General features: G+C 43.5%; 11 protein-coding genes and 2 pseudogenes. 6 read left to right on the forward strand and 7 right to left on the reverse strand.

What is annotated here, in order from left to right:
- Positions 1-13: 13 nt before the first annotated feature.
- Positions 14-304 carry an RNA-binding protein gene (locus F6K49_RS20635; protein WP_293099656.1) on the forward strand — a complete coding sequence of 97 codons (291 nt, stop codon included), beginning with the start codon at positions 14-16 and terminating at the stop codon, positions 302-304.
- 156 nt (positions 305-460) lie between these two features.
- Entirely contained in the window at positions 461-655 is a 195-nt protein-coding gene (locus F6K49_RS20640; RefSeq protein WP_293022085.1) for a hypothetical protein, read from the forward strand.
- A gap of 866 nt (positions 656-1,521) precedes the next feature.
- Here the strand turns inward: F6K49_RS20640 and argH are convergent.
- The 3 genes from argH to F6K49_RS20655 form a co-directional block, all read right to left on the reverse strand.
- Positions 1,522-2,916: an argininosuccinate lyase gene (argH, locus tag F6K49_RS20645; RefSeq protein ID WP_293099663.1), complete on the reverse strand. Its 1,395-nt coding sequence runs from the start codon at positions 2,914-2,916 to the stop codon at positions 1,522-1,524.
- Between the two features lie 365 nt (positions 2,917-3,281).
- The gene (locus tag F6K49_RS20650; protein ID WP_293022083.1) at positions 3,282-3,533 is read right to left on the reverse strand and encodes a hypothetical protein; all 252 of its coding nucleotides are present in this window, start codon (positions 3,531-3,533) and stop codon (positions 3,282-3,284) included.
- A 28-nt stretch (positions 3,534-3,561) separates the two neighbouring features.
- The gene (locus F6K49_RS20655) at positions 3,562-5,019 is read right to left on the reverse strand and encodes a PP2C family protein-serine/threonine phosphatase (protein WP_293022082.1); all 1,458 of its coding nucleotides are present in this window, start codon (positions 5,017-5,019) and stop codon (positions 3,562-3,564) included.
- A 723-nt stretch (positions 5,020-5,742) separates the two neighbouring features.
- On the opposite strand from F6K49_RS20655, the pseudogene F6K49_RS20660 reads away from it, so the two are divergent.
- Both F6K49_RS20660 and F6K49_RS20665 read left to right on the forward strand, forming a co-directional pair.
- Positions 5,743-6,983 (forward strand): annotated as a pseudogene (locus tag F6K49_RS20660) (RNA-guided endonuclease TnpB family protein).
- A 19-nt stretch (positions 6,984-7,002) separates the two neighbouring features.
- A pseudogene (locus F6K49_RS20665) lies at positions 7,003-7,341 on the forward strand (DNA-binding protein); the annotation flags it as partial.
- 7 nt (positions 7,342-7,348) lie between these two features.
- Here F6K49_RS20665 and sbcD read toward each other — a convergent pair.
- Both sbcD and F6K49_RS20675 read right to left on the reverse strand, forming a co-directional pair.
- Entirely contained in the window at positions 7,349-8,572 is a 1,224-nt protein-coding gene (gene sbcD / locus F6K49_RS20670; protein ID WP_293099658.1) for an exonuclease subunit SbcD, read from the reverse strand.
- Between the two features lie 124 nt (positions 8,573-8,696).
- Positions 8,697-9,269 (reverse strand): hypothetical protein, encoded by a 573-nt coding sequence (locus tag F6K49_RS20675; protein WP_293072369.1) that lies wholly within the window; start codon positions 9,267-9,269, stop codon positions 8,697-8,699.
- Between the two features lie 40 nt (positions 9,270-9,309).
- Between F6K49_RS20675 and F6K49_RS20680 the strand changes: the two genes are divergently transcribed.
- Positions 9,310-9,495 carry a hypothetical protein gene (locus F6K49_RS20680; protein WP_293099659.1) on the forward strand — a complete coding sequence of 62 codons (186 nt, stop codon included), beginning with the start codon at positions 9,310-9,312 and terminating at the stop codon, positions 9,493-9,495.
- A gap of 140 nt (positions 9,496-9,635) precedes the next feature.
- On the opposite strand, the gene glyS is transcribed toward F6K49_RS20680, so the two are convergent.
- Both glyS and F6K49_RS20690 read right to left on the reverse strand, forming a co-directional pair.
- Positions 9,636-11,798 (reverse strand): glycine--tRNA ligase subunit beta, encoded by a 2,163-nt coding sequence (glyS, locus tag F6K49_RS20685; protein ID WP_293080606.1) that lies wholly within the window; start codon positions 11,796-11,798, stop codon positions 9,636-9,638.
- A 266-nt stretch (positions 11,799-12,064) separates the two neighbouring features.
- Entirely contained in the window at positions 12,065-13,168 is a 1,104-nt protein-coding gene (locus F6K49_RS20690) for a calcium-binding protein (RefSeq protein ID WP_293072372.1), read from the reverse strand.
- Positions 13,169-14,012: 844 nt separating this feature from the next.
- Here F6K49_RS20690 and F6K49_RS20695 point away from each other — a divergent pair.
- A complete protein-coding gene (locus F6K49_RS20695) occupies positions 14,013-14,579 on the forward strand; it encodes a Uma2 family endonuclease (RefSeq protein WP_293046012.1) in 567 nt (188 codons plus the stop codon).
- The last annotated feature ends 121 nt before the right edge of the window (positions 14,580-14,700 follow it).

The raw sequence follows: 14,700 nt of genomic DNA on the forward strand, positions 1-14,700 counted from the left end.
TGGATAACTCTTAATGACTATATACATTGGCAACCTAGATTATCAGGTTACCTCTGAAAACTTACAGGAAGTATTTCAGGATTATGGTACAGTATCAAAAGTAGCAGTTCCTAAAGATAGGGAAACCGGTCAAGGGCGTGGATTCGCTTTTGTTGATATGGGGACACCGGATGAGGAAGATTCGGCTATTGCTGAGCTAGATGGTGCACAATGGATGGGACGTTATATGCGCGTCCGTAAAGCTAGACCAAAGACTAACGACAACGACAACAATCGAGGAAATCGTAGTCGCAGTCAGTTCTAGAAACAGTAGGCTTCGAGGACAATCAAGAAGTCTGGTGTGGTCAAATAACTATTTGACTTTCCCTTGGGTCACATGGGTAACTTAAATAAACCAAGCTGAATTTATTGTAAGACTTGGGTTTGATAGTGTTTTTGTTTTTTTATCAATGAGGTAGACATGGCAAAGCGCCGCAATCTAAAAAAGGAAAAGGCGCAGCGGAATCAAGCTTACGCCCGTAAGTTTCGGAAATCCAAGCGTAATACGGGCCGTTTTTCCAAAAATAGACGGTACGGTAGCAAACCTCCTAAGTCGGAGGAAACAACAACAGAAACTAACGAGGATAATTACCAAGGTGGTACTGGTGCGATGTAAGGAGTCAGTTATCACAGTGGGAGAGTTTGATAGGGAAAATTCATCCCCGACCTAAGAGGATGGGGTATTCTTTTCCCTATCAAATAGTGTTAATATAAAAAGTAAGGGTCTCAAAAAAAACTGGGTATTGACCCTACTCAGCTACCCTCGGTGCGCGGGAAAGTTACGCCCATGGAGATAACAACCAACTATGTTGTGCCTGGGAATCCCCATTCCTCTTAGAATGGGGAGGCTCAACACCTGATTCCTTACATCAGATGAGGTAGCTACCCGAGTTGATTAACGACTGTCGATGTAGAAAGTCGATTTAGAAAATTTAGGAGCTTCGAGTGAGGAGCTTCGAATCAGAATAAGTCAAGGTTAGTAAACAGCACAAGAAAATGTCGCAGAGTCTACCAAAAACTCTTATTATTTGTTAGACTTAAATTAGGGTAACACCGACAGGGATTATTATGTAACTTAAATTAAAGCCGAAAACCAAGGGTTTAATAGTTGCGCTGTAATCCCGGTGGAACCAAATTTGTTGACATTTTTATGGCGCTCGCGGGATATTCCGTCAGAGAAGCGCGGAGATACCCCCTGGATGTGAAAGCATCTTGCATTGGCGGGCTAAAGTTGATCTTGGTAGACTTTGGTAGCTAAAAAGTATCGGTTATGTTATTGGAATAAACAAAAGTCAAAGTATGTTTTAAGCCAAAAACTAACTAAAAAATCTTACTTCTGATCCGAAGTTTCCCGCTCCTAACTTCCCTATTATTAAGTAGTTTTGTACTGGTGCAAGATTGACCTACGGTCACGCTACGCGATTAGCCCGAAGGGCGTTGGCTAGCGAACGACAAGATCTAAGATTAGAGATAAATTAGCGATCAATCATTATTAGAAATTAGGCGATCGCATGCATCCTGAATCCCTCGCCTAACCTGGTCAAAACCAGTGCCACCATAACTATTCCGACGAGCTACTACTTGAGTAGGGGCAATGGCTTGATAAATATCCTCTGCAAAGGCTGGATGCAAGGCTTGCCACTGTTCGAGGCTCAAATCCTTCAGTAACTTCCCGGATCCCAAACAACTTCTGACCACCTTACCCACCAGATTGTAGGCTTCCCGAAACGGAACCCCTTTTGAGGCTAAATAGTCAGCGACATCGGTAGCGTTAGAGAAATCTTCAGTAACTGCTGATGCTAAACGTTCGGTACGAAATTCTAACCCTTCCTGCCAGAGAATGGTCATGGCTTCCATACAGGCTTTGATAGTGTTAACGCTATCAAACAGTGCTTCTTTGTCTTCTTGCAAGTCTTTGTTGTAAGCCAAAGGTAGCCCTTTCATCAAAACTAACAACCCTTGTAGATGACCAAAGACACGACCAGTCTTACCTCGTACCAGTTCGGGAACATCAGGATTTTTCTTTTGGGGCATGATGCTAGAACCAGTAGCACAACTATCCAGGAGAGTAACAAAGCCAAATTCCTGAGATGACCAGAGAATGATTTCCTCTGAAAATCGGCTCAGATGTACCATGATCAAACTGGCAGCACAGAGGAATTCAATGGCAAAGTCGCGATCGCTTACTCCATCGAGGCTATTACCATAAATTCCTTCAAAATGCAAGGTTTCTGCGGTATGATGTCGGTCAATGGGGAAGGTAGTCCCTGCTAAGGCTCCACAACCGAGGGGTGAGATATTCACCCGCCGTCGGATTTCCCCTAAACGCTGCCAGTCCCGCTCTAGCATTTCTACGTAAGCTAACAGGTGATGGGCTAAACTGACTGGCTGAGCCCGTTGCAGGTGAGTATAGCCAGGAATCAGGGTTTCAACATGAGCTTTGGCAAGATTGAGCAAGACCTCTTGGAAGTGACGTAACTGGCTACGAATCTGATCAATCTGCTCCCGGAGGTAGAGTCGGGTATCCGTACCAACTTGGTCATTACGCGATCGCGCTGTATGTAGCTTCTTGCCAACATCACCCACAATATCAGTAAGGCGGCGTTCTACAGCTAAGTGTACATCCTCCGCATCAACACCAGGGTTAAATTTTCCTTGGTGGTATTCTGAGCGGATTTGTTCTAAGCCAGCTACTAGCTGCTGAGCTTCCGACTCAGAAATAATGCCAGTATGGGCAAGCATCTTGGCATGAGCCACAGAACCAGTAATGTCATACTCAATCAGTTCTATATCAAAGCCGATACTGGCATTGAAGCAAGCAATTGCTGGATGTAACGCTGATTCAAATCGCTGACTCCAGGTTTTTTGCTCAGTCACAGTTTTGGAAACAAGATAAAGGACAAAAGACGAGTTAAACGAAGTTAGATTTAGCTTGTAGGGTGGGCAAAAACATTTTGGTTCAAATGAGTCTTCTAGATAAGATAACTTTGCCCACCCTACTTTAATTGGTATTTTTTTTACACGCAACTCCCTTAGCTTGTAGGGTGGGCAAGAACATTTTGGTTCAAATGAGTCTTCTAGATAAGATAACTTTGCCCACCCTACTTTAATTGGTATTTTTTTTACACGCAACTCCCTTAGCTTGTAGGGTGGGCAAAAACATTTTGGTTCAAATGAGTCTTCTAGATAAGATAACTTTGCCCACCCTACTTTAATTGGTATTTTTTTTACACGCAACTCCCTTAGTTAAACGAAGTTAGATTTCTGAATAAGTAACCAACAACTAAGCCAATCACCAGCGCTGCAGCCTGACCAGAATCAATAAAGTTTTGCCAGGCCGTCTTGATTTGACCAAGTACATCTGGATCTTCAATAGTTTGAGCCAAAACTAGCCCATCGATGGGTAACTGAGAGTTCAGCCATCCCAAGACATCAGTCCAATCGCTAATGCATAAGAACGGAACTATTACTGTTTGTATGCCTACAATCACCATTGCTATGATTTCCTATACCTTAAATCTTTTAGTGAAACCTTGATTTTACCTGCATTACGACCAGTGTCATATCATCTCCGTTAGTTGTTGTACCAGTAAACTGCTGAACTTGCTCAAATAGGTAATCTAAAATTTCCTGAGCACTATGACTATGTTCACAGGCCCACTGGAAGCTTTGGGTGAGATTTTCCTCATCAAAGCGATTGCCATTGAGATTGGCTGCCTCGGTCACCCCATCAGTGTAGTAAATAATGGTGTCCCCTGAATCGAGCTGCACTTGAGAGTCTTCGTATTGAGAATCAACTTCTAAACCAATCAGCATCCCTGCGGTATCCAAGGGTTTGATAGAACGGGTTGATGCCTGCCACAACAACGGGGGATTGTGAGCGGCATTACTATAGGACAAAATCTTGGTTTTGGGGTCGTACTCAGAATAAAACAGGGTAACGAACCGATGGGAATTTTCCAAGTCAACATACATAACCCGATTCAAGTGTTCGAGAATGCGTGCAGGGGAGTGACCGTTTAGTACTTCTGCCCGCAGCATTCCCCTGGTCATGGTCATAATCAACCCAGCCGGAACCCCTTTGCCCATCACATCACCAATCACAATGCTCCAAGGTAAATAAGCGCTGTGCTCATCAGTGACGTTACCATCCCCGGAGTTTTTGGGTCCGAGCTGGTCGTAGTTGGTGGGAATGAAATCGTAGTAGTCACCTCCGACACGGTTAGCGGTTTTACAGAAAGCCGCTAATTCCACACCTTCAATTTCAGGGCATTGGCGCGGTAGTAGGCGGATTTGGATATCGGCACCAATTTCTAACTCTCGATCTAAGCGTTCTTTATGGCGTAGCTCAACTTTAAGTTCATCATTAGCGATCGCTACTGCAGTTTGGTCAGCCACTAACCTTACCAACTTCTGTCGTGTCGGTGTCCAGTTATATTGTGGGTCATGGCTAAAGATATACAAATGTCCTTGTTCAGCATTTTTAACCAGAATGGGAAGACTAAAAAGTTTGATATTGGGTTCAAGATAATCCCTCAAGAGTTTATCAAAGGATGCCTGAACCAGTTTCAAAGAGGTTGGTGTGTGCTGAGAATTCTCCCCTTGGCCATTAGGACTCGTAACTTGGCGGGTGGTCTTTTCTATCGCTTTACGAATAGTCTGACCCACCTGAGGGTTCTGGTAGTGTAGGTCAGAGCGTTGTACCTGACCATCTCGATTAAACAAGATTAAAGCTCCCCCATCGGCATCACTGACCCGTGCTGCCATTAGAGGAATTAACTCTAAAAACTGATTGAGATTGTTGAAGCTGCGTAAGGCAAACCCCAATGAGCTTAACAAATCTTGAACCTTGTGCTGTTCTCGATAAAGACGTGCCACCAGTTCTTTGAGGGTGGACACAGGGTTTTTCTTAGCAGCAGCATAGGAGCTGGTGCTATTGGTTGAACTTGAGGGTTGGTGGGGAATAGGCAGTGCTGTCATTGCATCAGGTGTTAGGAGCGTTACCAGTTATGCTGCACAAACCATCAGGTTAATCAGGAGTTAGAACAGATGTCTACTCAGGTTTTGTCAAGCAGCTGTTGCTGACACTGTTGACCTGTGAAGCCTACGATGGCTGACCCTGAATCTTCACGGTAGTTTTGCTTGGGTATTGATTCAACCATGTAGGATAACTAGCGCAACAGTATGGCATCCTACAGTAGCACTGATTGCCATTTTTAGCTATTAGGGAAGTCCCAACCAATTATTCCAACTGACCTGATTTGTCTAATGATAGCCCTAATTACACTCAATGTTATTCAGGGAATCTTCTGAGTGCTGAGGGCTGATGCATTAATTAATATAACCCCATGATTTGGCATTCCACAAATTTTTCTGTTATATGTAGTCGGACATAAATAAACGGTACTGTCTCAAAAACTGTAAAATTCTTGTAACCATTACCCCAAAAGGTTTGGCCGATATTTACAAAACTTTATACAGCACCCAAAACTTTTGTCCGACTACTTACTAGTTTTATTGGAAAATTTTTTTTAACGAATAGGGGAGTTTGAGGGGTCGAAATTCCCCATCCCTATTTAGGGTGGGGGTGGATAGACCCCTGGCCGTAGGCCACGCTACGCGAACAAGGAATTAACGGAACTTGATAATTTACCACAAAGTATATATTATGATATATAAGGTCGATGGATGAGTGCAAAGACAGTGAACCATCAAGCCGTAAAAGTCAGAATTTACCCCACGCAGGAGCAAGTTCAGATACTTGCTCAACATTTTGGTTGTGCTCGTTGGTGGTGGAACTATGCATTAAATCAGTGTATAGAGACTTACAAGGAAACCGGCAAAGGGTTGTCTCGGTCTGCGCTCAATTCTATGTTGCCAAAACTCAAAAAAGATGAAAAAACTGTTTGGCTAAAAGACTGTTATTCTCAGGTTTTACAATCTGTAAGTCTCAACCTTAGTCGTGCCTATCAAAACTTTTTTGTTCGCGAAGCGTGGCCTACGGCCAGGGCAGGGCTAAATATCCTAGGTTCAAATCATTCCATCATCGCCAATCAATCCAGTATCCACAATACGTCAAACAAGTAGGTTACTGCTTAAAATTCCCCGGAAAACTGGGTGTTATCAAGGCTAAAATTCACAGAGAACTAGACGGGGAAATTAAAACTGTCACAGTTAGTAAAACTCCATCTGGTAAGTATTACGCTTCTGTGTTGATGGAGTATGAGTCGGACGATATAAAGCCATCCACCGACGGGAAGGTGATTGGTATTGATTTGGGTATCAAGGATTTTGCGATCACTTACGATGGCAAAAAGACCTCTAAGTTTGGTAATCCCAGACACCTAGCTAAATACGAACGAAAATTAGCCAAAAAACAGCGTATTGCCGCCCGAAAGAAAAAGGGAAGCAATGGACGGAAAAAAGCCAGAAAGATTGTAGCTAAGGTATACGAACGGATTGGAAATGTCCGCCAAGACTACCTACACAAACTATCCAGAAAAATAGTTGACAACAACCAAGTAGTAGTAGTTGAAAACCTAAATGTCAAGGGCATGGTTCGTAACCATAAATTAGCTAAAGCAATATCTGATATAAGCTGGGGAACCTTTGTGAACTTCCTGTCTTATAAGTGTGAAAAAGAAGGGAAGGTATTGGTTGAGATAGACCGGTGGTTCCCCAGTTCTAAAACCTGCTCTAATTGTCATTACCGAATCAAAGAGTTGCCACTAGATGTCAGAACTTGGACTTGCCCAAGTTGTGGAACTCATCATGACAGAGATGGTAATGCCGCTAAGAATATTAGAGCAGAAGGTATCAGAATGCTATCCTCCTCTGGGACGGGGGAGGTCAACGCTAGTGGAGAAGAAGTAAGACCAAGACGTGGACGCCCGTCCAAGTTAAGGCATTCTTCCGTGAAACTGGAAGCCCCAACCTCTACGTAGTAGGTTGGGGTAGTTCACCCATCTGCCTCAAATTACCAGAGGCAGACGTGGTCCAAAGGGTAAGTGGCGTAAAAATCGTCCTCCGGCTCTAGCTAAGATCAATGTCAACCGTAATCACATTGGCTCGAATATGCACAAAAGTCCCAAAGACCGGAAGCCAGTGATTTCAGTAAAACGAAGTGGCGACAATCTATACGGAAACGAGGTAGAAATCCTCGGTCCATGTCGGATTGTCTATCAGCCAGATCACCCACTCGATTGTGGCGCTCGTCTGTGGATTGACCTACGGTCACGCTACGCGATCGAAACCTTCAGTGATATCCACTTCATCGGTGGTAGTTTTCCTGCTACTAGCTAATTACCAATTACCGATTTTTCTCTAATAGGCATTCTGCAGCTTCTAGCATATCTGCAGCAATATCTCTGAGGTCTTGCCGATTCTCTAGATATGTCGATAAGGCATCCATCGGATCAATACTGTTACCTATACCCAGTTCCGGCAAGCGGGGACGGGCTAGCTGGCTGACTAATTCTGGACGAATGGTATAGTGGTGGGCTGGCCTCAAGGATTCATGTATGGCAGTATTGTCAATTAGGTCGAGCTGCTCAGAACGTAGCTTGTAAATCAGCCGGACTATAGCGTCTTTAATAGTTTCGTTACCAATAGCGTTTAGTAAAGTACTTTGGGGATCATCTGCTTCAGCAAGGTTGACCTCAATGGTACGGAAGGGACGCACTGACAAGGGACAAAATTCCCACTGAACGCGACCTTTGGACAGCTCAATCATGACATAACCTTTGTCTTCCTTCTCTTCACTGAAATCGACCCGCTCAATACTGCCAGGGTAAATGACTGGAGGGTCATTGGAGTGGTTGAGATTCTGGTGATGGTGGATGTGTCCTAAAGCTACATAATCAAAGCAGGGTCGAGTCAGTAGCGAGAGCGGAATAGTAAAACCTTTACCAACTGCTAGGAAGCGCTCTGCACCAAATCTAGCTTGGTCTGCCATTAAATGACCTAATAAGACCGTTGGCAGGTTTGGGTCAAGTTTACGAATTTCTGCTTCTAAGATTGGCTCAAGCCGTGAGATCAGGAGTTGGTTAACCTCGGCTAGGGTTAGACCTTCGGTGTCTGGGCGACTGAGAAGGGTGGAGTTGGTTAGCCACGGTAGAGTAATTACCTGTACCAAACCATTGTCGGTTTGAATCTTATGAGTTTCGATGCTATCCCCTACTACAAATCCAGGCACGCCTAAGGTGCGATAAATACATAAGCTAGCACCTCCTTGTCCTTGGGAGTGTTGGTCGTGATTTCCTACTAGTAAAACTGTAGGAATGTTTGCATCTACTAAGCGGCGAAATTGATTGGCAAAGGCTTGTTGAACATAGGGTGGTGGTGTGGCATCGGGAAAGGCATCACCGCCAAAAAGAACTAAATCCACAGGTTCGGCAATGGCTCGGTCAATACATTTAGCTAGGGTATTGACAAAATCTTCTAAACGTGTGTTGATTCCAGTAGCAGGGTTGATTCGTCCATGGGAGAAGCCACTACCCATGTGGATGTCAGATAGGTGAAGAATTTTTATCATTGGCGATGATACTATTACAAAGTAGACATGATGAGATTAGGAAATAGCAATTAACAATTTTTAAATTGCTATTTTCCTATTAATATCTATAGTCACTTTTTGATTTTTGAAAACATCCCTTTGGTTATTCGTCAAGAATTTCAGATAGAGCTTGATGGATGACCTGTTTTTGCTCAGAATCGTATCTCCAGCGCTGCAGAAATTCTTGGTAGTTGCCAACTCCAGTAAGGGCGCTTTGCCTTAACTGTTGGGCAATGTCAAACAGGCTTGGCATATTTAGTTGTTTAATGAGATTAGCACTACGCGTTCGCGGAGCGGCTCCTACGGAGCATCGCACTCGGTCTGATCCTTGAGCCATGTCTTCTTTACCATTGCGGCGATGGTTCAATCCCATTGCCGCTGACATAGCTAAATTTTTGACTAACAGTTCCGCTACGATTTCGGGGGATGACTCTAGAGCTGTGATCACCTCTGGTGAGGGATTGTCGGCTAAGGTGCTGTCACTGGTAAGGTAGGTGACAAAGAAACCTCTAGCACCATTTTTAGTTTTGACTAAGGATGCGTTCGCGAAGCGGCTCCAAAGGAGCATCGCATCGGTAATTTCTGGCGATGTTAGTTCCCCTGTTGCCATTTTGGTCATTATCGATTCCGTGAATGCGATGGCATTATCAAAGGTTACGGTTTCTAGAATCTCCATGGCATTTATCAGGCTAGCTCAATCGTAGGTCAGTTTCAATTTGAGCACAATTTTCAGAAAACCGCAGATAGAGCTTTTACTATCAATCCCCCAAAGTTATCAGCGGTCAGCGGTCAGCGCTCAGTGGTCAGCCCTCAGCGCTCAGCCGTCAGCCGTCAGCCGTCAGCCTTGGCCAAAGGCCACGCTACGCGAACAGCCTTGGCCTTTGGCCACTACTGATTGCTGATTGCTGATTGCTGATTGCTGATTACTGATTGCTGATTGCTGATTGCTGATTACTGATTGCTGATTACTGATTGCTGATTACTGATTTCTGATTACTGTTCGCGTAGCGTGCGCGTAGCGCATATGCTTACAAACCAACCCCTAACTCTTGACAATTGCTCCAAAATCTGCTAAGACACGAGCATGATTCCGCAACAATCCTAACAAATTCAAGCGATTACTGCGAATATTGGGGTCAGGATCCATCACCAATACACTCTGGTCACCATCAAAGAAAGTGCTAACTGTAGGAGTAATCTGCTCTAGTGCTTCCACTAATTTCTGATAATCTCGCTCTTCCTGAGAAGCTTTAATTTTTGGCACTAATTCCACGAGAGCATCATAAAATGCTTGCTCACAAGACTTCTGGAAGTGTTCCGGATTCACTACTGTTGTTGGTTGTAACTCTTTGGTATCTAAATCCCCTTGTTTAGCTAAACGAGCTGAACGGTTGACAGTTTCATAGATTTTATCCAGGGTACCATTATCTCGGATAGACTGGAGAAACAAAGCGCGATCGCGTACATCTAACACATCAATTAATGCCCTGTTTTGATACTCGGGATCATCTTCTCCTAACACAGCATTCACTAAATCATAATCAATTTTATTTTCTTCTTGGAGCAGAGTCCGAATCCGTTGTAAGAAAAATTCCTGTAATGACTCTATTGGTGAATTATTGTCTGGATAAGCAGCTACAAAATCCGCAGCAATATCTTTTAGCAACTGCTGGAGATTAATCGGTAAATTGGCATCCCAGGTAATGTTGATAATCCCATTAGCAGCACGACGTAGAGCAAAGGGATCAGAAGAGCCTGTGGGTAACATACCTAAGCCAAAGATACTGACTAAGGTATCTAGCCTGTCTGATAACCCTACCACTTGCCCAGTAATGGTTTGAGGTAGAGAATCACCTGCACCCCTCGGTAAATAATGCTCAAAAATTGCTGTTGCGACTTGCTCAGATTCCCCACTAGCAACGGCATACTTTTGTCCCATTACCCCTTGTAATTCAGGAAATTCATACACCATCTGGGTAACCAAGTCTGCTTTACACAATAAGGCCGCCCTTTGAATCTGAGTAATAGCTTCTGGTGAGATTAGATTAGGAGAGTGTTGACCTAACTGGTCAGTAATTTGACTCGCTATCTTTTCTATTCTACCGACCTTTTGGCGTACTGAACCCAAATCTTTCTGAAAAGTGACTTTCTCCAGTTGGGGTAAATAGCTTTCTAAGGGTGAGTCGATATCGGTTTTGTAGAAAAACTGGCCATCGGCTAGCCTCGCTCGGATTACTCGCTCGTTGCCAGTAGCAATAATTTCGGATTTGGCGGGGTCACCGTTACCAATAGTAATAAAATAGGGGATAAGTTCAGTAGCTGCTTCGGTTTTGAATACTGGGAAGTAGCGCTGGTGAGACACCATCTCTGTGGTGACCACTTCTTGAGGTAAATTCAAGAATTCTGAGGAAAATTTACCCACTACTGCTGTCGGCCATTCCACTAAATTAGTGACTTCTTCCCATAACTCAGGGTACAGAGGGGTATAACCACCTAACTCTTTAGCGGCTGATTCTACTTGTGATTTGATTGTCTCGCGACGTGTTTCAGGGTTGACCTCTACATAAGCATTGCGCAAACAGGACTGATAATCTGTAGCTTCGGGAATCTCTACCGGTTTGGGAGACAAGATCCGATGACCACTGGAAATGCGATCGCTTTTTATAGTCTCGGCATTATTATCTAACTCTACCGGTAGCACTACATCATCTAAAAGTGTGACTAGCCAGCGAATGGGACGGGGAAACTTTAAATCTCCATTCGCCCAGCGCATGAATCGTCTCCCTTCCAATCCAAATATCCATTGGGGAATCAGTTCCGTTAAAATTTCCGTAGCGGGGCGACCGGATATCTGTTTCTGAACAAAGACAAATTCTCCTTTATCCGTATCTCTGAGGAATAGATTATCTACCTCTACCCCCTGTTTACGGGCAAACCCAAGTGCTGCTTTAGTAGGTTCGCCATCCTTAAACGCTGCCTTAGCTGGTGGTCCTTTAACCTCTTCTTCTCGGTCGGGTTGCTTTCCAGGTAATCCTTTGATGATAACTGCTAAGCGGCGAGGGGTGCCGTAAATCTCAATTCCTTCTGGAGTAAGAAAGTACTCATCTAGGGTTTGGGGAATTCTCGATTGCCACTGTGCGATCGCACTATCCACAAAATCTGCGGGTAATTCTTCTGTACCAACTTCTAATAAAAATGTAGACATAGGGAACTGATTACTAATCAAAACGGTAATCTTTAACTACCAATTCCCCCAGTGTACCTCTTGAGATTCTAGACCTGGTTATGATAGTTTTCACAAAAAAACCAGAGTTACAATGACTGTCGCCAAACTTTACCTCAAACACCCTTCTGGATTTATCTTCAGTAGTAGGGGCGTACGACGTGCGCCCCTAACGGTATAGTTATTGCTAAAGTCCTGAGTTACAAACCCTAGAGAAAAAACAGGTTTACTCAGAGCTACAAAATTAACTAAATCGTCACAAAGTTGCTAGCGCTGGCAATAGTGCCAACTTGTGCATTATTGACAACTGCTAAGACTTCACCGTTAGCAGAGATAGCCACATTATCACTACTTTGGTTAAACGTCAAGTTACTGAAAGTCAAGGCACCAGACAGACCTAGCGACGTCTTACCAGCCTTAAAGTTAATGATAGTATCAGTTCCTTTGCGTGCTTCTAGGACAACAATATCCTGACCACCCCCAAGCCTGATCCTATCGTTGCCAAAGCCACCAACAACTAAATCATTACCAGTGCCAGTGTCTATGAGGTCATTACCGATACCCCCATAGACTGTGTTATTGCCTCCGGAGGAGAAGATCTGGTCATTACCAGTGCCGCCATAAATGGTGTCAGAATTGGAACCGCCGAAAATCAAGTCATCCCCAGCACCACCATAGAGAATGTTTACTCCCTCACTGCCAAAGATTCTGTCATTACCACCCTGACCGTAGATTGTGTCATTATCAGTAGTACCGAAAAGAGTTTCACCGTTGCTTTTGCCTAGAATTACTTCATCTTTCGGGACAACTCTTAAGTTATCCACTAGTAGCGCTGATTCCAATAACTCATCTTCTACATCCACCACTGCCATACCTACTATATAAGTGCCACCAGTTGGGAATTTGTAGGTAAAGGTATTGTAGTCTGTTTCCTCACGAAATCCTGTAGGAGACAGGAGAAATGAACTATTTGTATCTGCGAGGTTAGATAAAACGTTTGGGGTGATGGAGACAAAGGCAAAATCCTTGAAGGTGGAGTCAGGAGTAAGCTCATCAGTGAGGAAGTTAAAGTCGAAGCTCAAAACATCCCCAGCCTTGACTGTAATAGGTTTTAGCGTGAGAGCGGATCCTTCTTTGGCATCTCCATTGCCAAAACCATCGATAGTGCCTGGGTTCAACCCCAAGAAGTTTTCAATTTCGCTATCACTTACAGAACCGACATCATTAGTAATCAAAGCCTGAAATTTTCCCTGAGAAGGGATACTGCCAAATGCCGCTGTCTCAATGCTGGCATCGCCGATAGTGTTCCAATTTATGAAGTTGCCAGTCTCAAATCCCAAAATATTAGTCATCAGATTTTGTTTTTGGTAGAATAAATGATTGACACAAAAAGGTCATTGCAGACAAACAAATTTCGACTAAGCTCACCTCAAGGCATCATAAGTTGATACACCAGTTGATACACCAGTTGATACACCAGTTGATACACCCTAAATCAGACTCGTAAAATCGATAATTTTTTCGTAGCTTCCCCTATAAATCAACATTTAAATTTTGGAGTATTCCTGAAAAATTCAAATACCTTAAGGTGTATTATTTTTTTACCCTGAATGTTTTTTATATTTTGCTTGACTTGACTATTTATCAATTTATCAATTCTTTTTTTAAAGAAAAATACTTTTATTTAAAGTATTCGTAAAGTTAAGACTAAACTTGTTCAAGTTTTAGTGAAAATTAAGGAATCACAGTTACCTAGGTAACGCCCATAAACTAGATACCATCAGTTATCTGCGGCATCTTCACAGATTTCAGGGATTGTAACACTGCCAAAGCCAGCAGCATCGAGTCATTCACAATAGGTTTGATTACTTGTATAGCGGTTTTAAATTTGGTGAGGTATACAATTTTGGGATTTTATGGAACAGGAATCCCCCCTAATCCCAGGGCTGTTTCTTGCGTCCGACTAAAATGTGATAGGTATTTTTAACCTTAAAAAAACCCTCTCCCCAGCACCCCACCTCCCTTTCACCCGATTGACCTGACAATTTATTCCAAAGAAAGAATGAAAAAGCCCTGCTTACTAAGGGGGGTTAGGGGGGATTCCTCTTGCCTTTCCTTAAGGAAGTATGTTAACAAATCAAATAGAAATGCTATACTGCTAAACTAAAGAAAGATTTCCCCAAAAATTCAGGAGCCATGACTGTCACAATCACCCCAGCACATAGCCTGGAAGAATTTCTGAAGCTCCCAGAAACAAAGCCAGCTAGGGAATACATCAACGGCGAGATTGTCCAAAAGCCAATGCCGAAAGGAAAGCATAGTCGATTGCAGCTGAGGCTATGCAATAGTATCAACGAAAACACAGAAAGCCAGAAAATTGCTTATGCCTTCCCAGAGTTGCGCTGTAGTTTTGGCATAGGCTCTATTGTACCTGATATAGCGGTTTTCAAATGGTCACGAATTCCCTTTGATGCCGATGGGGAAGTTCCCAATGATTTTTTATTGCACCCCGATTGGACAATTGAAATCCTCTCTCCAGAACAGAGTTCAAATCGGGTAATTGGCAATATTCTCTATTGCTTACAACATGGTTGTCAGCTAGGTTGGTTAATTGATCCTGCTGATCGGTCTATTTTAGTGTTTCGACCGGGTCAACAACCAGAATTGTTACTAGGTAGCAATCACCCTTCTGTATTAGAGGATATTAACCTAGAATTAACAGTAGATCGGATTTTTGGTTGGCTGAAAATGTCAGGTAATTAGCTAAAGGTAAGCATTCAGCTAATGCGCTACGCCCACGCTACGCAAACAGCTTATGTGCTACGCACACGCTACGCGAACAGCTTATACGCTACGTCCCAACGTCGTTCGCACAGCGTGGCCA

The organism is Moorena sp. SIO3I6 (assembly GCF_010672095.1).

Coding starts and splice junctions, on each gene's coding strand:
- F6K49_RS20640 (WP_293022085.1), top strand. CDS start 461: ATGGCAAAGCGCCGCAATCTAAAAAAGGAAAAGGCGCAGCGGAATCAA.
- F6K49_RS20690 (WP_293072372.1), bottom strand. CDS start 13,168: ATGACTAATATTTTGGGATTTGAGACTGGCAACTTCATAAATTGGAAC.
- glyS (WP_293080606.1), bottom strand. CDS start 11,798: ATGTCTACATTTTTATTAGAAGTTGGTACAGAAGAATTACCCGCAGAT.
- F6K49_RS20675 (WP_293072369.1), bottom strand. CDS start 9,269: ATGGAGATTCTAGAAACCGTAACCTTTGATAATGCCATCGCATTCACG.
- F6K49_RS20695 (WP_293046012.1), top strand. CDS start 14,013: ATGACTGTCACAATCACCCCAGCACATAGCCTGGAAGAATTTCTGAAG.
- F6K49_RS20635 (WP_293099656.1), top strand. CDS start 14: ATGACTATATACATTGGCAACCTAGATTATCAGGTTACCTCTGAAAAC.
- F6K49_RS20655 (WP_293022082.1), bottom strand. CDS start 5,019: ATGACAGCACTGCCTATTCCCCACCAACCCTCAAGTTCAACCAATAGC.
- sbcD (WP_293099658.1), bottom strand. CDS start 8,572: ATGATAAAAATTCTTCACCTATCTGACATCCACATGGGTAGTGGCTTC.
- F6K49_RS20650 (WP_293022083.1), bottom strand. CDS start 3,533: ATGGTGATTGTAGGCATACAAACAGTAATAGTTCCGTTCTTATGCATT.